This window comes from Achromobacter sp. SX5 (genome assembly GCF_056711425.1).
Map to the genome: position 1 here is coordinate 5,058,864 of NZ_CM160041.1, position 23,304 is coordinate 5,082,167.

Annotated in this window: 19 protein-coding genes; 10 read left to right on the plus strand and 9 right to left on the minus strand. The window is 68.3% G+C overall.

What is annotated here, in order from left to right:
* Nucleotide 1: 1 nt before the first annotated feature.
* The 4 genes from AC1M14_RS23665 to pmbA form a co-directional block, all read right to left on the minus strand.
* Entirely contained in the window at nucleotides 2–883 is an 882-nt protein-coding gene (locus AC1M14_RS23665; RefSeq protein WP_102775794.1) for a branched-chain amino acid ABC transporter permease, read from the minus strand.
* A 273-nt stretch (nucleotides 884–1,156) separates the two neighbouring features.
* Nucleotides 1,157–2,311, minus strand: coding sequence for an ABC transporter substrate-binding protein (locus AC1M14_RS23670; protein ID WP_102775793.1), 1,155 nt, complete (start codon nucleotides 2,309–2,311; stop codon nucleotides 1,157–1,159).
* Between the two features lie 256 nt (nucleotides 2,312–2,567).
* Complete coding sequence (locus AC1M14_RS23675) at nucleotides 2,568–3,665, minus strand: TRAP transporter substrate-binding protein (RefSeq protein WP_111826730.1); 1,098 nt, start codon at nucleotides 3,663–3,665, stop codon at nucleotides 2,568–2,570.
* 138 nt (nucleotides 3,666–3,803) lie between these two features.
* Entirely contained in the window at nucleotides 3,804–5,168 is a 1,365-nt protein-coding gene (pmbA, locus tag AC1M14_RS23680; protein ID WP_111826731.1) for a metalloprotease PmbA, read from the minus strand.
* Nucleotides 5,169–5,226: 58 nt separating this feature from the next.
* On the opposite strand from pmbA, the gene yjgA reads away from it, so the two are divergent.
* The 6 genes from yjgA (at nucleotide 5,227) to AC1M14_RS23710 (ending at nucleotide 10,171) form a co-directional block, all read left to right on the plus strand.
* Nucleotides 5,227–5,778 carry a ribosome biogenesis factor YjgA gene (yjgA, locus tag AC1M14_RS23685; RefSeq protein ID WP_111826732.1) on the plus strand — a complete coding sequence of 184 codons (552 nt, stop codon included), beginning with the start codon at nucleotides 5,227–5,229 and terminating at the stop codon, nucleotides 5,776–5,778.
* Between the two features lie 17 nt (nucleotides 5,779–5,795).
* Nucleotides 5,796–6,473 carry an alpha/beta hydrolase gene (locus tag AC1M14_RS23690; protein WP_102775789.1) on the plus strand — a complete coding sequence of 226 codons (678 nt, stop codon included), beginning with the start codon at nucleotides 5,796–5,798 and terminating at the stop codon, nucleotides 6,471–6,473.
* Nucleotides 6,474–6,833: 360 nt separating this feature from the next.
* On the plus strand, nucleotides 6,834–7,838 hold the full coding sequence (locus tag AC1M14_RS23695) for an ABC transporter substrate-binding protein (protein WP_111826733.1): 1,005 nt from the start codon (nucleotides 6,834–6,836) through the stop codon (nucleotides 7,836–7,838).
* On the plus strand, nucleotides 7,838–8,650 hold the full coding sequence (locus AC1M14_RS23700) for an ABC transporter ATP-binding protein (RefSeq protein ID WP_102775882.1): 813 nt from the start codon (nucleotides 7,838–7,840) through the stop codon (nucleotides 8,648–8,650). Before AC1M14_RS23695 ends, AC1M14_RS23700 begins: the two co-directional genes overlap by 1 nt.
* A gap of 3 nt (nucleotides 8,651–8,653) precedes the next feature.
* Nucleotides 8,654–9,490 (plus strand): ABC transporter permease, encoded by an 837-nt coding sequence (locus tag AC1M14_RS23705; RefSeq protein WP_102775787.1) that lies wholly within the window; start codon nucleotides 8,654–8,656, stop codon nucleotides 9,488–9,490.
* Nucleotides 9,491–9,499: 9 nt separating this feature from the next.
* Nucleotides 9,500–10,171: a cysteine hydrolase family protein gene (locus AC1M14_RS23710; RefSeq protein ID WP_102775786.1), complete on the plus strand. Its 672-nt coding sequence runs from the start codon at nucleotides 9,500–9,502 to the stop codon at nucleotides 10,169–10,171.
* Here AC1M14_RS23710 and AC1M14_RS23715 read toward each other — a convergent pair.
* A complete protein-coding gene (locus tag AC1M14_RS23715; protein ID WP_479730547.1) occupies nucleotides 10,158–12,599 on the minus strand; it encodes a bifunctional acetate--CoA ligase family protein/GNAT family N-acetyltransferase in 2,442 nt (813 codons plus the stop codon). The genes AC1M14_RS23710 and AC1M14_RS23715 overlap by 14 nt on opposite strands.
* A gap of 132 nt (nucleotides 12,600–12,731) precedes the next feature.
* Between AC1M14_RS23715 and gltX the strand changes: the two genes are divergently transcribed.
* Nucleotides 12,732–14,138 carry a glutamate--tRNA ligase gene (gltX, locus tag AC1M14_RS23720; RefSeq protein WP_111826736.1) on the plus strand — a complete coding sequence of 469 codons (1,407 nt, stop codon included), beginning with the start codon at nucleotides 12,732–12,734 and terminating at the stop codon, nucleotides 14,136–14,138.
* Nucleotides 14,139–14,300: 162 nt separating this feature from the next.
* Here gltX and AC1M14_RS23725 read toward each other — a convergent pair whose 3' ends face one another.
* The 3 genes from AC1M14_RS23725 to AC1M14_RS23735 form a co-directional block, all read right to left on the minus strand.
* Nucleotides 14,301–15,497, minus strand: a complete 1,197-nt coding sequence (locus tag AC1M14_RS23725; RefSeq protein WP_479730548.1) for an MFS transporter — start codon at nucleotides 15,495–15,497, stop codon at nucleotides 14,301–14,303.
* Between the two features lie 106 nt (nucleotides 15,498–15,603).
* Nucleotides 15,604–16,110, minus strand: a complete 507-nt coding sequence (locus tag AC1M14_RS23730; RefSeq protein WP_102775783.1) for a hypothetical protein — start codon at nucleotides 16,108–16,110, stop codon at nucleotides 15,604–15,606.
* A 189-nt stretch (nucleotides 16,111–16,299) separates the two neighbouring features.
* Nucleotides 16,300–17,199 carry a LysR family transcriptional regulator gene (locus tag AC1M14_RS23735; protein ID WP_102775782.1) on the minus strand — a complete coding sequence of 300 codons (900 nt, stop codon included), beginning with the start codon at nucleotides 17,197–17,199 and terminating at the stop codon, nucleotides 16,300–16,302.
* Between the two features lie 94 nt (nucleotides 17,200–17,293).
* On the opposite strand from AC1M14_RS23735, the gene AC1M14_RS23740 reads away from it, so the two are divergent.
* Complete coding sequence (locus tag AC1M14_RS23740) at nucleotides 17,294–18,142, plus strand: alpha/beta fold hydrolase (protein WP_479730549.1); 849 nt, start codon at nucleotides 17,294–17,296, stop codon at nucleotides 18,140–18,142.
* A gap of 64 nt (nucleotides 18,143–18,206) precedes the next feature.
* Nucleotides 18,207–19,172, plus strand: a complete 966-nt coding sequence (locus AC1M14_RS23745) for a tripartite tricarboxylate transporter substrate binding protein (RefSeq protein ID WP_209165622.1) — start codon at nucleotides 18,207–18,209, stop codon at nucleotides 19,170–19,172.
* Nucleotides 19,173–19,210: 38 nt separating this feature from the next.
* Here the strand turns inward: AC1M14_RS23745 and AC1M14_RS23750 are convergent, their stop codons facing one another.
* Entirely contained in the window at nucleotides 19,211–19,660 is a 450-nt protein-coding gene (locus AC1M14_RS23750) for an Lrp/AsnC family transcriptional regulator (protein WP_008159001.1), read from the minus strand.
* A 127-nt stretch (nucleotides 19,661–19,787) separates the two neighbouring features.
* Here AC1M14_RS23750 and AC1M14_RS23755 point away from each other — a divergent pair, with 127 nt between their 5' ends.
* On the plus strand, nucleotides 19,788–23,294 hold the full coding sequence (locus AC1M14_RS23755) for an indolepyruvate ferredoxin oxidoreductase family protein (RefSeq protein WP_479730550.1): 3,507 nt from the start codon (nucleotides 19,788–19,790) through the stop codon (nucleotides 23,292–23,294).
* The last annotated feature ends 10 nt before the right edge of the window (nucleotides 23,295–23,304 follow it).

Sequence of the window (23,304 nt, forward strand, 5' to 3'; positions counted from 1 at the left end):
CTCAAGCCTTGCGTTGAACCACTTTGCCGAACAGACCTTGCGGGCGCACCAGCAGGATCAGGAACAGCAGGCCGAAAGCCACCGCGTCGCGCATGGTGGAGCCGATGTAAGCCACCGACAGCACCTCGGCGAAGCCCAGGAAAAGACCGCCCAGCATGGCGCCGCGTATGTCGCCCATGCCACCCAGGATGATGACCGCGATGCCCTTGTGCAGCATCGGCTGGCCCATCAGCGGGAACAGCGCGTTCGAGTACAGGCCGATCAGCACGCCGGCCACCCCGCCCAGCGCGGCGGCGGCGAACGAGGTGGTGACGAACAGGCGTTCGACGTTGATGCCCAGCAGCCAGGCGGCCTTGGGCGATTCGGCGATGGCGCGCAGCGCGCGGCCGAACTGGGTGCGGCGCATGACGAACATCAGCACCGCCATCAGCGCGAACGACAGGAAGATGATGCCCAGCTCGATCACCGTCAGGTGCAGGCCGGCGATTTCGATCACCTCTTCCGGCACGGTGCCGTGCGGGAAGCGCAGGTTGCTGGCGCCGAAGATGCCCTGGGCGCCGTTGTTCAGGATGATGCCCACGCCGATGGTGGCGATCATGGGGATCAGGTGGGGCGCGTTGCGCTTGCGCAGCGGCTTGAGCACCAGGTAGTCGATGATGACGCCGGTGAAGCCGGCGACGAAGAAGGCGACCATCAGCGCGGCCCACAGGGGCAGGCTGAAGTGCTGGACCACGGTCAGCGCGGCGTAGGCGCCGACCATGAACACGGCGCCATGCGCCAGGTTGATCACCCCGAGCACGCCGAAGACCAGCGTGAAGCCCAGCGCGAACAGCGCGTACACGCAGCCCAGCGACAAGGCGTTGACGAATTGTTGTTCCAACATGATGGGACGTTCCAAATCAAAAAATAAGGCCCCCGAGGGGCGGCCCTTTGTATAAAAGGCGTCCACGCGACGTCCTCTGCGTGGGCCGGCTGCCCCTGTTCCAGGGACGCACTTTCATCCGGGGACCCGGGCCCGCACGCCGCTCCCCTGGCGTGGACTTTCCGCCCCCTGAGGGGGTCTTCGTCCTGAACGGGCCCTTGCGATCAAAAAACGCCTTGTGGACGGCCTCGGCCGTCCACAAGGCACATCCCCCGCGCGGGGATGCGTGTCAGCTTACTTCTCGATGACGTACTTGCCGTCCTTGGTCACGCTGACGATGGGAGCCTGGTCGGCGTCGTAGCCGGCGGGCTTGCCGGCCCGGTCCTTGGCCTGGCGGAACTTGAACGGGCCGGTGGCGCCGGTCCAGGTCACCGACGGCAGGGCGTCGCGCACGGCGGCGCGGTCCTTGGCCAGTTCGCCGCTGATCTTGACGTTCTTCAGGGCCTGGGCGGCGATGTACATGGCGTCGTACGACTGGGCCGCGAACTGGTCGGGCGCGCCGTTGAACTTGGCCTTGTAGGCGTCGATGAACTTGACGTTCTCGGGGGCCTTGTTCTCGATCGACCACGGGCTGCCGATCCACAGATTGTTCGACGCGCCGCCGGGGGCCAGGTCGAAGATCTTGACCGAGTTCATGCCGTTGCCGCCGATGACCGGCACGTTCAGGCCGAGCTGGCGGGCCTGGACCATGATCGGGGCGCCTTCGGCCAGCAGCGCGGACAGCACGATGGCGTCGGGGTTGGTGCCCTTGATCTTGGTCAGCTGGGCCTTGAAGTCCACGTCGCCCTTGGCGAAGGTTTCGGTGGTGGTGACCGGGATCTTCTGGTCTTCCAGGGCCTTCTTGAAGTTGTCGTAGCCGCTCTTGGTGAAGACGTCGTCGTTGCCGTAGAGGACGGCGACGTTCTTCAGGCCGGTCTTGGCCTTGACGGTGGAGATGGTGGCCGGCAGCACGTCGGCTTCGGTGACCGAGTTGCGGAACACGTAGTTGCCGATGGAGGTGATGCCGTCGGCGGTATTGGAGGTGCCGAAGACCACGGTCTTGGCGGCCTGGGCGATCGGGTCGGCGGCCTGGGCCGAGTTCGACAGGGTGGGACCGAAGACCATCAGGACGTTGTCCTTGAAGATCAGCTTCTTGAAGACGTTGATCGCTTCTTCTTTCTTGCCCTGCTCGTCTTCGATCACGAGCACGATCTTGTTGCCGTTGATCCCGCCCGCGGCGTTGATTTCATCGGCGGCGAGCTGGAAGCCGTTGCGGATCGACACGCCGTACTGGGCGGCGCCGCCGGACAGGGCTTCGGCCACGCCGATCTTGATGTCGGCAGCATAGGCGGCCGGAACGACACCGGCGGCGATCAGCGCGGCCAGCAGCTTCTTGGTCTTGGATTGCATGGTTGGTACCACCTTAAAGTCTGTCTCGGAATATTGGTAATCCGGGCTGATGTAATCCTGCCGGATTGACGTCGGATGCCGCCTAAAGGCGCCATGTTTGCGCGTCAAGACCCGGGATATTACTCCTTTGTATCAGGCCGAAACTCGAATGCCATTCAACAAAAGCCTACAAACCGCCCATTTTTTTGTAAAAAATGCGAGGTTACTAGCAAAAACCCTAACGCTTGCCGAACGCCATTCAGCGTCGGCGGGCGCCCTATATTCTGCCCGATAGCGCCACGCCCAGGTACTGGCCGTAGGCACTTTCGGTCAGGCGGAACCACGGCATCTCGCTGTCGCGAAAGCCCATGTAACTATCGTGCATCGCCTGGAACCTGGGGTCTTTGGCGCCTAAATCCTTGTAGACCTGCTGCGTGGTCTCGAACGCCACGTCCATGATGGAGCGCGGAAATGCGCGGATTTGCGCGCCGTTGGCGGCCAGCTGCGCCAGCGCGGCGGGGTTGCGCGCGTCGTAGCGGGCGGTGGCGGCGGCGTGCGCGGCCTGCGCGGCGGCTTCGAGCAGCGCCTGGTAATGCTTGGGCAGCGCGTTCCAGGCCTCTTCGTTGACGTACAGCGAGAGCTGCTCGCCGCCGGCCCACCAGCCGGGTGCGTAGTAATACTTGGCAACTTTATTCAGGCCCAGCTTTTCGTCGTCGTAGGCGCCGGCGCCCGCCACGGCCTGCAGTCCGTTCTTTTCGAAGGCCTCGGCCAGCCCGCCCGGCGCCGGCTGCTGCGGCGCCACGCCCATGCGCTCGAGCACCATGCCGGCCAGGCCGCCGACCTGCATTTTCAGGTCCTTGAGGTCGCCGGGACGCTTGATTTCCTTGACGAACCAGCCGCCCATCTGGGCGCCGGTGTTGCCCAGCGGGAAGTTGATGATCTTCTCGGGCTTGAACAGCTCGCGGGTCAGGCGCAGGCCCTCGCCTTCGCTCATCCAGGCGTTCATCTGGCGCGCGTTCAACCCGAAGGGCACGGCGGCGTCGAAGCAGAATACGGGGTTCTTGGCGTAATAGGCGCGCGACGAGACGTGGCCGCATTCCACCTTTTTGGTGGACACGGCGTCCATCACGTCCGGCGCGGCCACGACCTCGCCTTCGAGAAAGTGGCGGATATTGAATTTGCCGGCGGTGGCCTCGGAGACGTACTTGCAGAAGCGTTCGCCGGTGTCGATGCGCAGGTCCAGGGCCTTGGGAAACCCCGACGCCAGGCGCCAGCTGACGGACGGCATGTCCTGGGCGAACGCGGGCGCGCTGATGGCGGCACCGCTTGCGACCGCGCCCAAGCCGGCGCGCTTCAAGAACGAACGTCGTTGCATCTCTTTGCTCCTTTACAGCGACACCTGGGACATCGAGCGATACCCGCCGGATATTACACGCCGAGATGGGGACAGAAAGGAAGGCCTGTTCCGGTAAGGGATTGCAAAGAACAGGCGGCAAAGCAGTTGCGGCGGCGGTCAGATCCCGGCGATGGCCATTTCCTCGATCAGGATCGAGCCGGTGGTCTTGGTGCCGCGCGAAATGGCGTCCGCGCCCACGGCGACGATCTGCTTGAACATGTCGGCCAGGTTGCCCGCGATGGTGACTTCCTGCACCGCGTGCTGGATCTGGCCGTTTTCCACCCAGTAGCCGAAGGCGCCGCGCGAGTAGTCGCCGGTCACGTAGTTGACGCCCTGGCCGATGAGTTCGGTCACCAGGAAGCCCGTGCCCATCTTCTTGAGCATGGCCTCGAAATCGTCGCCGCGCCGGGTGCGCGTGGAACTGAACACCAGGTTGTGCGAACCGCCGGCGTTGCCGGTGGTGGCCATGCCCAGCTTGCGGGCGGTGTAGGACGACAGGAAGTAGCCTTCCAGCACGCCGGCCGACACCACGTTGCGCCGGCGCGTGCGCACGCCTTCGTCGTCGAAGGGCGAGCTGCCCATGGCGCCGCGGACGTGCGGGTCTTCGGTCAGGTTGATGTGCTCGGGGAAGATGGGCTTGCCCAGCGCGTCCACCAGGAAGCTGGCCTTGCGGTACAGCGCGCCGCCATTGGCGGCCTGGGTCAGCGCGCCGACCAGGCCCAGCGCCAGCGGCGCCTCGAACAGGACGGGAAACTTGCCGGTGCGGATGCGGCGGGCCGACAGGCGCGACAGCGTGCGCTCGGCGGCGTAGCGGCCGACGGCCTCGGGCGAGGCCAGCTTGGCCGGGTCGCGCTCGGACGAATACCAGTAGTCGCGCTGCATGCCGTTGCCGCGGCCGGCGATGGGCGCCACCGACAGGCTGTGGCGCGAGTACGGATAGCCGCCCAGGAAGCCGCGGGTGTTGCCCATGACGAACTGGCCTTCGTAGGTGCCCACGGTAGCGCCGTCGGTGTTGGTGATGCGGGCGTCGACCTCGCGGGCCGCGCGCTCGGCGCGCAGCGCCAGTTCGGCCGCCTCTTCGGTCGACACGCTCCAGGCGTGGTGCAGGTCCAGGTCGGGGAATTCGGTGGCAAGCTGGTCGGCGTCGGGCAGGCCGGCGGCCGGGTCGGCGGCGGTATGGCGGGCGATGTGCCACGCGGCTTCCACCGTCTGGCGCAGCGCCGCTTCGGAAAAGTCGGAAGTCGAGGCCGAACCGCGACTCTGGCCGGCGTAGACCGTGAGGTCCAGCGAACGGTCGCGGGTCTGCTCCACGGTTTCGATGTCGTTCTTGCGCACGGAAACCGACAGGCCCAGGCTTTCCGAGACTTCCGCCGCGGCGTCCGACGCGCCGATCTGGCGCGCGTAGGCGAGGGTTTGTTCGACGAGTTCGGAAAAACGCGCGTGATTCGCCGCCAGCGGCAAGGATGAGGAAGTTTTAACCATTGCTGTCCAATTTGCAGAGACGGTTATCATAGCCAAGTCTGTCATTGCGCAGTTTTCCATGAATTCCCACCCCGCAGAAGAATCCGCCGGCGACGGCTACGACGAGAACGGCTACGACCGCCCCAGCAAATCCCAGATCAAGCGCGAAATGCACGCCTTGCTGGACCTGGGCAAGCAGCTGATCGAACTGTCGCCCGAGCGCCTCAAGCAATTGCCCCTCGAAGAACGCCTCTACGAGGCGATCCGCATGGCCCAGCGCACCACCGGCCGCGAAGGCAAGCGCCGCCAGGTGCACTTCGTGGGCAAGCTGATGCGCGACGCGCCGGCCGACGAAATCCGCGCCCAGCTCGACATCTGGGAAAACGGCTCGCGCGAGGAAACCGCCGCCATGCACCGGCTGGAAACCCTGCGCGACCGCCTGCTCGACGACGACGACGCCCTGACCCGCCTGCTGAACAACAATCCGCAGGCCGACGCGCAGCAGCTGCGCGCCCTGATCCGCGCCGCGCGCAAGGAGCGGCTGGCCAACGCCTCGCTGCTGCAGGGCCAGGAACCGCAGAAAAAGCACTACCGCGCGCTGTTCCAGGCGCTCAAGACCCTTACCCCCTGATTCCTCCGCCGCCGTCCATGAACGCTCCGACCGACCTGCTCGATTGCATCGAGATCGAAACCGCCCCCAACCCCACGCATGCCGTGATCTGGCTGCACGGCCTGGGCGCCGACGGCAACGACTTCGCGCCCATCGTGCCGGAACTGGACCTGCCGGCCGGCGCCGCCGTGCGCTTCGTGTTCCCCAACGCGCCGGTGCAGCGCGTGACCATCAACAACGGCATGGCGATGCGGTCGTGGTACGACATCCTGGTCATGGACCTGGTGCGCGTCGAGGACGGCCGCGGCATCCGCGCCTCCGAAGCCGCGATCCGCAAGCTGATCGCGCGCGAGAACGCCCGCGGCATCCCGACCTCCAAGATCGTGCTGGCCGGCTTCTCGCAAGGCTGCGCCATGACCCTGCACACCGGCCTGCGCCTGCCCGAGAAGCTGGCGGGCATGATGGGCCTGTCGGGCTACCTGCCCCTCATCGACACGGCCGAGGCCGAGCGCGACGGCGCCAACCGGGACACCCCGATTTTCCTGGCCCACGGCCAGTACGACCCGGTCGTGCCGCTGGCCCGCGCCCAGGCTTCGCTGGCCGAACTGCAGCGCCTGGGCTACGACGTGCGCTGGCACACCTACCCGATGCCGCACTCGGTCTGCGCCGAGGAAGTGCGGGATATTTCGGGGTTCTTGAAGGAAGTGCTGGCGTAGGATGGGTGCAGCGCGAGAGTTCTTGGGCAAGAACCCAAATATCGAGCGCGCGTAACCCATCAGGCGGCCCCGGCCGCCGCCTTTCGTGGCCAGCGGCAAACGCCGGCGCCCTCCCATTCTGTATACCAACTGCAATTCAACCCTGAATTCTTCAGGGCTTCTCCCCGCTCGTCCATAGAGAGATACCACAACACCAAAAGGGCTTGTCGCCTGTTTGTATTGAATATAGTATTCGATCCAAGCCGTATCGGCCCGAGCTTGCAGGTGTTCGGGCTTTCCTGTTGTTGCAGTCGATCCATTCCCTTGGCCGTGTGTTGCGCCGGGTAGCGGCGTGGCATTCAAGACGCAGGAGAAAGTCCCGTGAAATCCTTGCCATCGCCCCGACTGGCGGGCGCGGCGCTGTTCGCGCTGCTCGCCCCCCTGGCCGCCCAGGCCGAAGCCCTCAATCCCCCCGTGAAGGTGCGCTACGAAGAGGTGGTGCGCTCCATCCTCTATGTGCCCAAGTACGTGGCCCTGTCGCAGGGCTACTTCAAGGACGCCGGCCTGGAGGTCTCCATGAAGACCTCGCAGGGCACCGACAAGGGCATGACCGCCCTGCTCTCGGGCAGCGCCGACATCGTGCTGATCGGTCCGGAAGCCTCCATCTACGTGCAGAACAGCGAATCGCCGGTCAAGCCGCGGATCTTCGCCGGGCTGACCGCCACCGACGGCTTCTTCCTGCTGTCGCGCAAGCCGGTGGAGAAGTTCGACTGGTCCATGCTCAAGGGCAAGGAGATCATCGGTTTCCGGCCCGGCTCGAATCCGCTGGTGTTCCTGGAGACGGCGCTGCGCAAGCATGGCGTGGACCCGCAGAAGGACGTCAAGCTGCTGAACAACATCGGCATTCCGGCGCGCGCCGGGGCCTGGATGGCGGGCCAGGGCGAGTACGGCATTTTCCTGGAGCCGGAGGCCGGGGAACTGGTGCGCAATGGCAAGGGTTATATCGTGGCCTCGGTCGGCCATGAAGTGGGCCAGGTGGACTACACCGTGTTCACCGCCACCGACAAATACATCCGCGACAACCCCAAGGTGATACAGGCCTGGACCGACGTGGTGGCGCGCGCCGAGAAATACGTCCAGGACACGCCGGCCGCCGCCCTGACGCCGCAGATCATGAGCTTTTTCCCCGGCATGGACCAGGCCGCGGTGACCGAGGCGATCGAGCGCTACAAGAAGTACCAGATCTGGAAGCGCACGCCGCTGGTGACGGCCGAGGCCATGAACCAGCTTCAGGACATGCTGGTCGCCAGCGCGGTCATGAAGGACGGCGCGCGCGTCAAGTACGAGGACGTGGTGGTGACCGACTTTGCAAGGAAGGCGCAATGATGGGAGCCGTCGTCCACAACCTGAAACCCGGCGCGGCCACCGCGAAGATCGAGCTGCGCGATGTCTGTCTGTCGTACTTCACGCAGGAAGGCGAAACCGAGGCGCTGTCGAACGTGTCGTTCACGCTGGCCGCCGGCGAGTTCGTCAGCCTGATCGGGCAGAGCGGCTGCGGCAAGAGCACCCTGCTGTCGCTGATCGCCGGGCTGATCCCGCCCACCTCCGGCTCGGTGGCGATAGACGGCCAGGCCGTGACCAAGCCCAATCCGCGCATCGGCTACATGCTGCAGCAGGACTATCTGTTCGAGTGGCGCACCATCCTCGACAACGTCATGCTCGGCGCCGAGATCCAGGGCCGGCGCGACGCGCGCAGCGAAGCGCGCGCCGTGCACCTGCTGGAGAAATGCGGGCTGGGCGCGTTCCTGTCGCACACGCCGCGCCAGCTGTCGGGCGGCATGCGCCAGCGCGCCGCGCTGGCCCGCACGCTGGTCACCGAGCCCGACGTGATCCTGCTGGACGAGCCCTTCTCCGCGCTGGATTCGCAGACCCGGCTGGCGATCTCCGACGAAGTGGTGGACATCCTGCGCCGCGAAGGCAAGACGGTGGTGCTGGTCACCCACGACATCGGCGAGGCCATCGCGATGACCGACCGCGTCATCGTGCTGTCGCGCCGGCCCGGGCGGCTCAAGAGCCAGTACCGCATCCATTACGAAGGCCAGACGCGGCCGACGCCGTTCCAGGCGCGCTCGCGTCCGGAATTCAACGCCTACTTCAAACAGCTCTGGGACGAGCTGGACGTCCACGTGGAGGGTTGACCCATGAACGCCCCCGTCGCCAATACCGTGCCGCTGCGCGCCGTGCGCGCGCCCAGCGAGAAATACCTGGACTACCTGCGGCGCGACCGCGCGCGCCGCCGCCACATCCGCGTGGCGCAGGTCCTGCTGCTGGCGCTGTTCCTGTGCGCCTGGGAGATCCTGCCGCGCATGCACGTGCTCAACCCCATGCTGACCAGCTATCCCAGCGCGCTGTGGCCCACCTTCATCGAACTGTGGAACAACGGCAACCTGGGCAAGCACATCCTGACCACGCTGTCGGCCACGCTGGTGGGCTTCGGCCTGAGCATGCTGATCGGCATCGCGGTGGCGGCGGCGCTGTGGTGGTCGGACTTCCTGTACAAGGTGCTCGACCCGTTCCTGGTGGTGGCCAACGCCATGCCCAAGATCGCGTTCGTGCCGATCTTCTACCTGTGGCTGGGCTCGGACTACGCGGTGTACGGCATGGCCGTGGCGATCGCGGTGTTCGTGACCATCATGGTGGTCTACGCGGGCTTTCGCGGCATCGACCTGAACAAGGTCAAGCTCGCCCACACCTTCGGCGCCAGCCGCTGGCAGGTGCTGACCAAGGTGGTGCTGCCCGGCAGCGTGCCCACGCTGATCGCGGCCGTGAAGATGAACATCGGCCTGGCGCTGGTGGGCGTGATCGTGGGCGAATTCCAGTCGGCCGATTCCGGGCTGGGCTTTCTCATCATGAACGGCAGCCAGATCTTCAAGCTGAATATCGTCATGACCGCGATCGCCGTGCTGGCCGTGATCTCCAGCCTGATGTACCTGGCCGTCTACCGCATCGAAGCCGCCATCGCGCGGCGCTACGGATAAGGAGCCGACATGGAATTCCCGCAGTGGGTGCGCGACCGCGTGGTGGCCCGCCAGGGCTGCCTGCATCCCTACGACGAGCTGCCGGCCTCGCGCCTGGCCGTGGTGGTGATCGACATGCAGCAGTACTTCACGCTGCCCGGCTACCAGGGCGAATGCGCGCCCGCGCGCGAAATCATCGGCCCCATCAACCGCCTGTGCGAAGCGGTCCGCGCCGCCGGCGGCACCATCGTCTGGGTGCAGACCGCGTCCGACAACGCCGATTCGTTCTGGTCGCACCACCACGGCGTGATGCTGACGCCCGAACGCAGCGCCAGGCGCCTGCAGACGCTGCGCCGCGACTCGCCCGGCTTCGCGCTGCACCCGGACCTGCGCGCCCACGACTCGGACCTGCGGGTGGTCAAGCGCTTCTACAGCGCCATGGCGCCGGGATCTTCCGAGCTGGAACCGCTGCTGCGCGGGCGCGGCGTGGACACCCTGCTGATCGCCGGCACCGTCACCAACGTATGCTGCGAATCCACCGGGCGCGACGCGATGATGCGCGACTTCCGCAGCATCATGATCGACGACGCGCTGGCGGCGGTGACGCCGGCCGAGCACGAGCACGCGCTGCATGGCTGGATCATGTTCTTCGGCGACGTGCTGTCGGTGGACGAGGCCACCGACAGGCTCAGGCCAGGTTGAGCCAGACCCGGCGCATGGTCGGGTCCTCGGGGTCCGCGTCGTTGGTGAAGCCCAGGCTGGTCATCAGCGCCAGCATGGGCCGGTTGCTGGAAAGCACCAGGCCGTCGATGTATTCCAGGCCCTGTTCGCGGGCGGCGTCGATCAGGGCCGTCATGAGCTGACGGCCCAGGCCGCGGCGCTGCCAGTCGTCGCCGATCACCAGCGCGTACTCGGCGCCGCGCCCGTCGGGGTTGCGCAGGTAGTGCGCAAAGCCCACCAGCACCTCCCGCGGATGGCCGCGGTTGGCCGGGTTGGGCACTTGCGTGGCGGCCACCAGCGCCAGTTCGCGGTGGTAATCGACCTGGGTATAGCGCGACAGCATGCGCGGGGTCAGCTCGCGCATCATGGACACGAAACGCATGTATCGCGAACGCTCGGACAGGCCGCGGATGAACTCCTGCAGCGGCTCGGCGTCCTCGGGCCGGATCGGCCGCAGCACCCAGGGGATGCCGTCGTCGAAGCGGCGCACCTGCACCAGCCGCGCTGGATACGGGTGGATCGCCATATGCGGATAGCCCTCGGCCTGGGGCGAACCGCAACCGGGCTTTTCGGTCAGCGTCATGCGCAGGCCGCCGGCGCGCAGATGGGTTTCGCCGGCGTACAGCGGATCGATGTCCAGGGTTTCGATGTCGGGCAGTTCCGAGACCATTTCGGATACCAGCACCAGCGCCTGCTGCAGCGCCTCGGCCGCCATATGGCCGATGCGCGGCGCCAGCACGCGGCGCCAGAGCCGGCTGCGCTCGATCAGCTGGCGCGCCAGGAAGCCGTTGAGCGGCGGCAGGTCCACGCCGCGGTCCGACTGCGACAGCGCCGCGTCCGGGCCGCCCGCGCCGAAACGGATGACCGGGCCGAACTGCGGATCGCGCCGCACGCGGATCGCCATCGGACGCGATTCGGGTTCGGCCGCCATGATGTCCATGGGCATGTCGCGCAGCGGCACGTAGAACAGCGCCAGCAGCGTGCGGATCTCGGAGCTGGTGAGTTCGCGCCGGCCGTCGGCGCGCACCCGCGCCAGCACCTCGCGCGCGGTGATCAGGTCGGGCACGTGGCTGGCCGGCTCCGGCGGCTGCGTCTGCAGCAGCAGCTGCTGGTTGTAGTGGTGGGTCGCCAGCACGCCGAAGGCGTCCGCGGCCGACTCCGGCGTGCGGAACGCCGGGGTGCCGGCGTCGTCCAGCATGCGCCGCAGCGGCCGCATGCCGGCGTCGCCCATGAAGCACGTCACCACCGGTTTCTTGGCCTTGGGCGCGATCTGCGCCAGTTCGCGCGCCACCGCCTGCATGTCGGCCAGCGCGTCGGGCGCCAGCAGCACCAGCACGCCGTCCACGCCGCTGTCGTCCAGCACCGCGTCCAGCATGGCGCGGATGCGCTCGGGCGTCAGCGGGGTGAAGGTGATGACGGGGTTTCTGGTGGCCGCGTCCGGCTCCAGCATGGCGGCCAGCGCGCGCTGGGTCGCGGGCGCGAACTCGGCGCGCAGCACCGCGGCCTCGGGGCCGATCAGGTCCATGGCCAGCTGGGGCGGGCCGCTGCCGTTGGAGATCAGCGCCACGCGCCGACCCTTGGGACGGCGCGTGTAGCCCAGCACCTTGACCGCCGAGAACAGCTGCACGAAGTAGCGCACCCGCACCGCGCCCGCGCGGCGCAGGGCGGCGTCGAAAATGGCGTCGCCGCCGTCGGCGTCGGAACGGCCCGCCTTGAGCACGATCACCGGCTTGATCGAGGCGGCCGCGCGCAGCGTGCTCATGAATTCGCGGGCCGGGCCCACGTCTTCCAGATAGAGCACGATGCTGTCGGTGCGCGGGTCGCTGGCCAGATAGTCCAGCACCTTGGGCAGGCCGACCACGGCCTCGTCGCCCAGCGACACGACGGTGGAAAAACCGATGTGCACGTCCTCTGCCCAGTCCATGACCGCGGCCATGATGGAGCGCGACTGCGCCGCGAGCGCCACGCGGCCGGCGCGCGCCAGCACCGGATGCTGGCTGAGATTGAAGCCGGCGTGGGGACGCTGCGCGCCGAAGGAGCGCGGGCCCAGCAGCTCGCAGCGGTTTTCCTCGGCCCAGGCGCGGCACAGCGCCAGCGTGCCGCGCGGATAGGGATCGGGCAGCTCGTGCGGCAGCAGGATCACCGAGCGCGGCGCCAGCGGCGACAGGCGCCGCAGCGTCTCCGGCAGCACGGCCGGCGATACGCAAACCAGGGCCAGATCGGGCCGCTCGCCCGCCGCCAGGCCCTGCAGGGCCGCCGGCAGCTCGGGCGCGGCGCCCGGTTCGCATGCCACCACCGTGGTCCTGGCCTTGAGCGCGGCCGACAGCGAAGCGGCCGCCGGCAGGGGCCGGTCGGCAACGATCACCAGCGAACTGGGCTCGAACATCGGGGCGAGAGCGTGTCGCAGCATAGGGGTCGCGGGCCGGGGCCCAGGGCCTAATCTAAAATACCGTTCATCGTAACAAGACCAGCCCGCCTTGCGCTTGACCCGGGCCAAGCCTGACGCCGTATTGTGGCGCCGCAGCCGCTATCATTGCCATCTATGACTTCCAACGCCTCTTCCCCCATTCGCACCCGTTTCGCGCCCTCGCCCACGGGTTTCCTGCACCTGGGCGGCGCCCGCACGGCGCTGTTCTCCTGGGCCTTCGCGCGCCACCACAAGGGCACCTTCGTGCTGCGCATCGAAGACACGGACGTCGAGCGCTCCACGCCGGAGGCGGTGCAGGCCATCCTGGACAGCATGGAGTGGCTGGGCATGCAGCCCGACGAAGGCCCGTTCTACCAGATGCAGCGCATGGACCGCTACCGCGAAGTGGTCGCGCAGATGCTGGCCGCCGGCACCGCCTACCACTGCTACAGCACGCCCGAGGAAGTGGAAGCCATGCGCGAGGCCGCCCGCGCGCGCGGCGACAAGCCGCGCTACGACGGCACCTGGCGTCCGGAACCCGGCAAGACGCTGCCCGCCATCCCCGAGGGCCGCAAGCCGGTGGTGCGCTTCAAGAACCCGCAGCAAGGCGCCACCTCCTGGAACGACATGGTCAAGGGCACCATCAGCTTCGACAATGCCGAGCTGGACGACCTGATCATCGCGCGCCCGGACGGCACGCCCACCTATAACTTCTGCGTGGTGGTCGACGACTGGGACATGGGCATCACCCACGTGCTGCGCGGCGACGACCACGTCAACAACACCCCGCGCCAGATCAACATCCTGCGCGCGCTGGGCGCCACGCTGCCCGAATACGGCCACGTGCCCATGATCCTGGGCCCGGACGGCGAAAAGCTGTCCAAGCGCCACGGCGCGGTCAACGTGATGGAGTACGACAACGAGGGTTACCTGCCCGAGGCGATGGTCAACTACCTGGCGCGCCTGGGCTGGAGCCACGGCGACGACGAGCTGTTCAGCCGCGAGCAGCTGGTGTCGTGGTTCGACGCCAAACACCTGTCCAAGTCGGCCTCGCAGTGGGACCCGAAGAAGCTGAACTGGGTCAACGCCCACTACATCAAGCAGATGGACAACGCCGAACTGGCCGAGCGCGTCGCCCCGCGCGTGGCGAACCGCGGCGGCCATCCGGAGAAGATCGACCTGCCGGGCGTCATGGGCCTGCTCAAGGACCGCGCCGAAACCCTGGAACAGCTGGCCGACGGCGCGATGCTGTTCTGCGCCGAATTCAAGGGCGCGCCGGCCGAACTCGCCGAACAGCACCTGACCGCCGCCGCGCGCGAAGCGCTGGCCGACTTCGCCGCCCGCGCCCAGGACATCGACTGGACCCGCGAGGCCCTGTCGGCGCTGATCAAGGCCGTGCTGGCCGACCGCGGCATGAAGATGCCGCAACTCGCCATTCCGCTGCGCGTGGCCGTCACCGGCCAGACGCAGACGCCGGCCGTGGACGCGGTGCTTGCGCTGCTGGGCAAGCAGGCGGTGTTGAAGCGGCTGGCGGGGATCTGATCGGTTTTTGATTTCGCCGCCTGATGGGTTTCGCGCGGTCGGCGTCGGATTATTTGCGCTGATGGTGCCGCGCTGCACCCATCCTACGATGGCAAGACCGTAGGATGGATGCAGCGCGAGCGCCTCAACGCAAGAACTCCAATATCGAACGCGCGAAACCCATCAGCCCCCCCCAGCCACCCGCCCCCGCAGCGCCCGCGCGAACCCCATTCCCAGAATCGGCAGCAACAGCGCCGAACCGCCGAACAGGGCGGCCGCGCCCACGCGGTCGAGCAAGGCGCCGGCCAGCGCCACGCCGGCCGCCTGCCCCATGAACAGGCAGGACGCGAACCAGGCCACCGCCGTGCCGCGGGCCGACGGCACCATCTGGGTGGCGTTGGTCTGCAAGGTGGCGTGCAGCAGGTAATAGCCGAAGCCGGCCAGCGCGCTTGCCAGCAGGCTCCAGGCCCAGACCGGACCCAGCAGATAGGACAGGAACGCCACGCCCAGGACCAGGCCGCCGGCGATGGCCAGGCCGCGTTCGCCCAGGCGCTTGAGCAGCGGGCCGGCCACCACCGTGTAGGCCAGGCCGCCCACGGCGTAGACCGCCACCAGCGCGCCGGCGGCGGTCAGCGAAATGCCGAAACGTTCATGCAGATAGGCCGGCGCGAAGGCCAGCACGCCGAAGACCAGCAGGCCTTCGATGAAGACGGTGGCCAGCACCACGCGCGCCCACGGCGTGCCCAGCACCAGCCGCGCCTGCGCCACGAAGCTCAGCCGCGCCGCGCCCGGATCGACGCGGCCCAGGCCGGCGGCGCGCTGGCGGCGCACTTCCGCCAGCAGCAGCAGGCCCACTATCAGATAGCCGCAGACCAGCGCCGCGAAGGCCCAGCGCCAGCCCACCGTATCGGCGAAGAGCCCGCTGACCAGCTGGCCGGCCGACATGCCCAGGATGGTGCCGGTCAGAAAGCGCGCCAGGGTCGCCTGGCGGCGCTCGTAAGGCACGTTGTCGCCGATCCAGGCCATGGACAGCGGCACGATGCCGGCCCCGGCCGCGCCGGACAGCACGCGGAAGAACACCAGCACGTCCAGCGAGCGCGCCATCACGGCGCCTGCGCTGCCCAGCGCGCAGGCCAGGGTCGCCACGCTGACGACCCGGTACTTGCCGTAGCGGTCGCCCAGCGGGCCGAAGAACATCTGCAGCACGCCGTAGGCCACCGCGAACGCGGTCACGGCGCGCGCGGCCTGGCCGGTGGTGGTGTCGAACTCCGCCGCCAGCTGCGGCAGCATGGGATCGCAGATACGGAACGCGCTGGCGCTGACGAAGGCGGCCAGCGCAAGCAGCGCGATGGCGCGTGTTTCGGAAGATGGGGCGGACATGGATCGGCGGCGCTGCTGCAAAAGGCGAAGATCGCACCTTACCGCAGCCGGGCCGGCTTGGCGAAGACGCCGGGCGCCGTGTCCGCCTGGCGTGCCTTGCGATGCCTCAGTACGGCAGGCGGTAGCCCGCCGGCATGCGGCGCGCGGTCACGACCTGGCCGCCGGCCTTGATTTCGCGCAGCGTCAGCTTCGCTTGCTCGACGCGCTCGATGCGATAGCGGTTCAGGTAGATCGGGTCCTTGGTGTCCACGTCCTCGCCGTTGGACCGCGTGGTCTGCATGGTGTAGACGCCGTCGGCCACGCTCCAGCAGCCCGTCTCGCGCAGGGCCGGACGCGTCTTGCGGCCGATCTTCAACTGGGTTTCGTACGACATGGTGCCGTCGGCCGACAGCACCGTCAGCGCCCGGAATTCGCCGCTGACGTCGCGCGGGCGCGAATTCGACAGCCAGGTTCCGATCATGGGATCGCCGCTTTTTGCGGGGGTGCAAACCACCGGTTTCGAGGCCTGCGCCGGCTGGGCCTCGGCGATGGCGGCGGGCTTCCTGGCGGCGCAGCCCGCCAGGATCAGGACGGCGCAAGCGACGCCGGCCGAACGCAAATACACACTGCTCATGACTTCCTCAACACGTCTGTCGACGCGCCGCGCCGATCACACCGGCACCACCCTCGCGCAGCAAACACTCCGCACTCTAAAGAGCCGTCAGGCAAGAATCAACGCCGATCCGCGCCTAGTGCAATTGCGCAACAGTGCGGCCGGCGGCAAGCCGGTTTTAGCGCCGGAATCCGCAAAAATGCGTTGGTTTCAAACGACACCGCGGCCGCTGCGGCGCGCTTTCGCGCGCAGCATTTCCTCCATGCGCGCGGCCGCCGGAGACAGGCTGCGCCCGGCCAGCCGGGTAATGCCCAATTCGCGTTCGATGCGCGGACGCGCCAGCGGCACGAACGCCAGTTCGGGCGAATCCGGCGGCACGCCCAGCCGGGCCAGCACCGTCACGCCCACGCCGCGCTCCAGCATGGCCAGCAGCGACATCATGTTGGACACGAACACCTGCCGGTCCAGCATGAAGGCCGCCTGCGGATAGCCGGCAAGCTGGCGATGCGCGATGGTGCCCACCAGCGGCAGGTCGGCGATCTCGCGCCAGGTCACCGACTTGCGCCCGGCCAGCGGATGGCCGCGGTGGCACACCAGCCCGAAGGCGTCGCGCAGCAAGGGTTCGAACGCCAGCCGGCGGTCGCGCGACACCGGGCTGCACACGCCCAGTTCGGCCTCGCCGGCCAGCACCATGCGCTCGACCCCTTCGGAGTTGTCATCGAACAGGCGCAGCGCCACCGCCGGATAGCGCTCGCGGTAGGCGGCCACCAGCTCGGGCAGCCAGTGCGTGGCCACGGTGGCGACCGAGGCCATGGCCAGCGTGCCCGCGCCGCTGGTGGCCAGCCCGGCGAGCGCGCCAGCCACGCGGTCGTGGTGTTCCACCAGTTCGCGCGCCAGCGGCAGGCAGTCCTGGCCGAAGCGCGTCAGCGTGCCGCGGTTGCCGTGCTCGAACAGCGGCTGGCCCAGGCGCTGCTCCATTTCGCGGATGGACAGCGACAGCGCCGGCTGCGAGCGGAACGCGCGGGCGGCCGCGGCGCGGAAGCTGCCCAGTTCGGCCACCAGCAGGAAATGCCGGTAGTGCGTGATCGACAGGTCGGGCAGCGAGGGCATGGTTCAGCGGCGGGGATGCAATTTGGAAATCTTATCAAAGCATAGGAAAAATAAAGTTTTCTCATCAGCAGCCGGCACTTAACATGGCCGCAAGATGAATACCGCAGCCCTCTCCCCCTTACTCTCGGACACCGGCGCAGACCCGCTGGACTTCAGCCTCATCGACCGGCTGCCGGCGCACGAGGCCGGCCGCGGCCGGCTGGTGATCGGCGCGCGGCCCGGCGACGCCCGGCCCGGCCTGCTGTTCGTGCCGGGCGCCTATCACGGCGCCTGGTGCTACGCGCACTACCTGGCCTATTTCGCCGCCGCCGGCCTGGGCTGCGCCGCGCTGGATCTGCGCGGCCACGGCGCGCTGGCGCAGGACGCGGCGTTCGCGTCCGCCACCATCGCCGACCTGGGCCAGGACGTGGCCGACGCGCTCGATGCGCTGGCCGGGTCCTGGGTGGTGGTGGGCCACAGCATGGGCGCGCTGCCGGCGCTGCTGGCCGCGCGCCGGCGCGCGGTGGCCGGCGTGGTGCTGCTGGCGCCCTCGCCGCCCGGCGACCTGCCCGGCGCGCTGGCCCTGCCTCCGGTGCCGCCGGCCGCGCCGCGCCCGGCGCCGCAGGCCGCCGAGATCCGCGCCCGCTTCCTGGCGACGGCGCCGGACCGCGACGTCGACGCCGTGATCCGGCGCCTGTGCGCCGAAAGCCCCGAAGTGCTCAATGACCGCTATCTGCTGCGCGTGGCGATCGGCGACGCTCCCTTCGGCGCGCCCGGCCTGTGCCTGGAAGCCGGGCTGGACACCCACGACCGGCATCCGCCCGGCCAGGACCTCGCCATCGCGCGGCGCTATGGCTTTTCGCACGCGGTGCTTGCCGGCCAGCCGCACTGCATGATGTACGCGGACGACTGGCAGACCAGCGCCCGCGCCATCCTGCAATGGCACCGCACGCAATTCGGCTGATTCCTTCGGCCCATGACGACAACGGCAGCGCCCACACGCGCAAGCTCATAAACAGGAGACCCCCATGCCCATTTCCCGATTCCTACGCCCGGCGCTGATCGGCGCCGGCCTGCTGCTGGCCTCGGCGGCGCAGGCCGCCGGCTGGCCCGAGAAGACCGTCACCCTCATCGTGCCGTCGGCCGCCGGCGGCGCGGCCGACCTCACCGCGCGCACCTTCGCCCAGTTCCTGGGCGAGCGCACCGGCCAGACCGTGGTCGTCGAGGATCGTCCCGGCGCCGGCGGCATCGTCGGCACCAATGCCGCGCGCAACGCCGCGCCCGACGGCTACACCTTCCTGCTGTCGACCAATTCCACCCACGCCGCCAACCAGTACCTATACAAGAGCCTGCCCTACGACGCGCAAAAGGATTTCAGCCAGGTCGGCCTGCTGGGCACTTTCGGCACCGTGGGCGTGGTGGCGCCGGGCGCGCCGTACCGCAGCGTGCCCGAGCTGGTGGACTACGCCAGGAAGCATCCGGGCGAAGTGTTCTTCGGTTACTACAGCTCGTCGTCGCAGGTGCCGTCCGAACTGTTCAAGCAGCGCGCCGGCATCGAGATCACCGGCGCGGCCTACAAGAACATCACGCAGATCATCACCGACCTGCGCGGCAAGCAGATCGGCTTCGCCTTCGTCGACTACCTGACCGCGATGGGCCAGATCGACGGCAAGGGCCTGATCCCCATCGCCGTCACCGGCGCGCAGGCGCAGCCGGCCTGGCCCGAGGTGCCGACCATGGCTTCCTACTATCCGGATTTCGTGGTGGCCGGCTGGCTCGGCCTGTCCGCCCCCAAGGGCACGCCGCCGGACATCGTGGAACGGATGAACGCCCACCTGCAGGCCGCCGTGCGGGACCCGGCCACTTCGGACAAGCTGCGCGCGCTCGGCCTGACGCCGGAATCGATGGACGTGGCGCGCTTCGATGCCTTCGTGAAGGAAGACGCCCAGCGCTGGAAGGAATGGATCCGCATCTCCGGCATCCAGCCGCAATAAAGCCGCCGCCCTCTATATCTATATAGAGGGCGGCGCCGCTACAGCGGCAGGCGCTGCTCGTGCTTGATCTCGCGCAGCGCCACGATGGTGCGCGTCTGGCGGATGCCGGGCATGTTGAACAGGAAGCGGTGCAGGAAGCGGTCGTAGGCCTCGGGGCTTTCCACCAGGATCTTCAGCAGGAAATCCGAATCCCCCGTGACCGCATAGCATTCCAGGATCTCGGGCGCGTCGCGCACCGAGCGCTCGAAGTTCTCGACCGTATTGGCGGAATGCCGCTCCAGGCTGATCTGCGCGAACATGCAGCCCAGCCCGACCTTGCTGCGGTCCACCTGGGCGCTGTAGCCCTGGATCACCCCGCTGGCCTCCATCGCCTTGACCCGCCGCCACACCGGCGCGGCCGACAGGCCGACCTTTTCCGACAGTTGCTGCGCCGAGGCCCGGCCATCCTCCTGCAAGGCCTTGAGTATGCCGATATCGGTCTTGTCCATGCGTTGTCTCCTGGTTTTATACAAACGAAATGTTTATTTCGAATTATAGGGATAGCACGATCCGATAACGCAATGAATCGGCTCCGGGGCGAACCTATCATAGTGCCGAAAACCAGGAGTATTCACTATGGACGGTACCCCCGCCGCCGAACCCGAGCTGGACCTCGACTACCAGCTGGCCGACAACCTCACCCGCAGCGCCGGCCGCATCTTCCTGACCGGCACGCAGGCGCTGGTGCGCATCATGCTCACCCAGCGCCGGCTCGACCGCGAGCGCGGCCTGAACACGGCCGGTTTCGTCTCGGGCTACCGCGGCTCGCCGCTGGGCGGCGTGGACATGGCGATGTGGAAGGCCAAGAAGGCGCTGGACGACAACCAGATCAGCTTCCTGCCCGGCATCAACGAAGACATGGCGGCCACCGCCGTCATGGGCACGCAGCAGGCCGGCATGCGCGCCGACCGCAAGGTCGATGGCGTGTTCGCGATGTGGTACGGCAAGGGCCCGGGGGTGGACCGCGCCGGCGACGCGCTGCACCACGGCAACGCGGCGGGCGCCTCGCGTCACGGCGGCGTGCTGGTGGTGGTGGGCGACGACCACACCGCCGTCTCGTCCTCGATCCCGCACGCCAGCGAGGCCTCGCTGATCGGCTGGCAGATGCCCATCGTGCATCCCGCCTCGATCGACGAATACGAAACCTTCGCGCTGTGGGGCTGGGCCCTGTCGCGCCATTCGGGGACCTGGGTCGCGTTCAAGGCGGTGTCCGAGACCATCGAGAGCGGCCACTCCTTCACGCCGGCGCAGCCGGTCTCGTACGACATGCCGGCCGACCCGGACCTGCCGCCCGAATCGCTGGAATATTCGGCGCGCGATTTCCTGTCGCTGGCCGTCGAGACGCGCATGAACCTGCGCATGCGGGCGGTGGCCGCGTTCGCGCGCCGCCACAGCATCGACCGCCTGGTCTGCGCGGCGCCCAAGGCCGCCGTCGGCATCGTCACGGTGGGCAAGGCGCACCTGGACACCATGGAGGCGCTGTCGCGCCTGGGCGTGGACACCGTCACCGCCAACGCGCCGGTGCGCATCTACAAGCCCGGTCTGACCTGGCCGCTGGACGCGGAGCGCCTGCTGGCGTTCGCGCGCGGCCTCTCGCACATCCTGGTGGTCGAGGAAAAAGGCGCGGTGGTCGAAAGCCAGATCAAGGACCTGCTGTTCAATCTGCCGGACCGGCCCACGGTCGTCGGCAAGAAGGGCTTCGACGGCGAACCCATGGTGCCCTCGGCCGGCCAGCTGCGCCCCTCGCTGCTGGCGCGCCCGCTGGCCGGCTGGCTCAGCCGCGCGGCCGGCCTGCCGCTGGCCGCGGACCTGGCCGCCTTCGAATGCCAGGCGCCGCTGTCCAACGACGCCGACGGCATGCGCCGCCGCCCTTATTTCTGTTCGGGCTGTCCGCACAGCACCTCGACCAAGGTGCCCGAAGGCAGCCAGGCGCTGTCCGGCGTGGGCTGCCACTACATGGCCGCCTGGATGGACCGCCACACCGGCGGCCTGACCCAGATGGGCGGCGAAGGCGTGGACTGGATCGGCCTGTCGCGCTACACCGAGATGCCGCACATCTTCCAGAACATGGGAGAAGGCACCTATTACCACTCGGGCTACCTGGCGATCCGCCAGGCCGTGGCCGCGCGCGCCAACATCACCTACAAGATCCTCTTCAACGACGCGGTGGCGATGACCGGCGGCCAGCCCGTCGACGGCCCGATCTCGGTGCCGCAGATCTGCCAGCAGCTGCGCGGCGAGAACGTGGCCCGCATCGTCGTCACCAGCGACGAGCCGGAAAAGTACCAGGGCGTGAACCTGGGGCCCGGCATCAAGGTGCACCACCGCCGCGAACTCGACGCGCTGCAGCGCGAACTGCGCGAGATCCCCGGCGTGACCGTGCTGATCCACGACCAGACCTGCGCCGCCGAAAAGCGCCGCCGCCGCAAGAAGAACCAGTTCCCCGATCCGGCGCGCCGCCTGCTGATCAACAGCGCGGTCTGCGAAGGCTGCGGCGACTGCGGCGTGCAGTCGAACTGCCTGTCGGTGGTGCCGCTGGAGACGCCCTACGGCCGCAAGCGCGCCATCGACCAGTCCAGCTGCAACAAGGATTACTCGTGCGTGGAGGGCTTCTGCCCCAGCTTCGTCTCGGTCATGGGCGGCAAGCCCAGAAAGAGCGCCGCGCCCAAGGCCGACCAGGACCGCCTGCAACAGCTGATCGCGCAACTGCCGCTGCCGGCCGTGCCGGCGCTGGAGCAGCCCTACCGCCTGCTGGTGGCCGGCATGGGCGGCACCGGCGTCATCACCATCGGCGCCATCGTGTCGATGGCGGCGCACCTGGAAGGCCTGTCGGCCGCCGTGCTGGACCTGACCGGGCTGGCGCAGAAAGGCGGCACGGTGGTCAGCCATATCCGGCTGGCCCCGGCCGGCGCGCCCGCCGGCCCGGTGCGCCTGGACTGGCAGCAGGCCGATGCCGCGATCCTGTGCGACCCGGTGGCCTCGGTGGCGCCGGATTCGCTGGGCGCGCTGCGCCGCGGCCACACCAAGGTCACCGTCAACACCTATGTGGCGCCGGTGTCCGAGTTCACGCGCAATCCGGACGTCGCCATGCGGCCCGAGGCGCTGCTGGCCAAGATCCGCCACGCGGCCGGCGAGGCCTGCACCGCCGAGATCGACGCGCACGCCGCCGCGCTGGCGCTGTTCGGCGACAGCATCCTGTCCAATATGTTCATGCTGGGCTATGCCTGGCAGCGCGGCGGCGTGCCGCTGTCGCAGGCCGCCATCTACCGCGCCATCGAACTGAACGGCGTGGCCGTGGCCGCCAACCGCGCCGCGTTCGACAACGGCCGCCTGGCCGCGCACCAGCCCGACGCGCTGGAAGGCGCGCTGCGCCCGCGCGCCCAGGTGGTGCAGCTGCACATGCCCGAGACCTTCGAGCGCGCCGTGGCGCGGCGCATCGAGGACCTGACCGCCTACCAGAACGCCGCCTACGCGCGCGAGTTCCAGGCGACGGTGGAGGCGGTGGCCGCGCGCGAGCGCGAACTGGCGCCCGACGCCCGCAGCCCGCGCCTGGCGCTGGCGGTGGCGCGCGGGCTGTTCAAGCTCATGGCCTACAAGGACGAGTACGAAGTCGCGCGGCTCTACACCGCCCCGGCCTTCCAGGCGCAGCTCGACAGCCAGTTCGAGGGCGACTACAGCCTGCGCTTTCACATGGCGCCGCCGATCTTCGCCCGCAAGGACCCGCGCACCGGCGTGCCGCGCAAGGTCACGCTGGGCCCGCGCACCATGACGGCGCTCAAGGCGCTGGCGCGCCTGAAGGGCTTGCGCGGCACCTGGTTCGATCCGTTCGGCCGCACCGCCGAACGCAGGATGGAACGGGCGCTGATCGGCGAGTACCGCCAGACCGTGCAGCAGCTGCTTGCGGGCCTGAACCGGGACAATATCGGCCAAGCGGCTACAATCGCCGCCCTTGCGGAAACCATACGCGGGTACGGCCACGTGAAGGCGGCAAGCGTCGAAAAGTATCGGACCGAGTTAAGCCGGTTGATGCAAAGCTATACGGCGCCTGCCCCGCACGACATGCCCCTGCGCAAGACCGCATAAACGCTTGCTT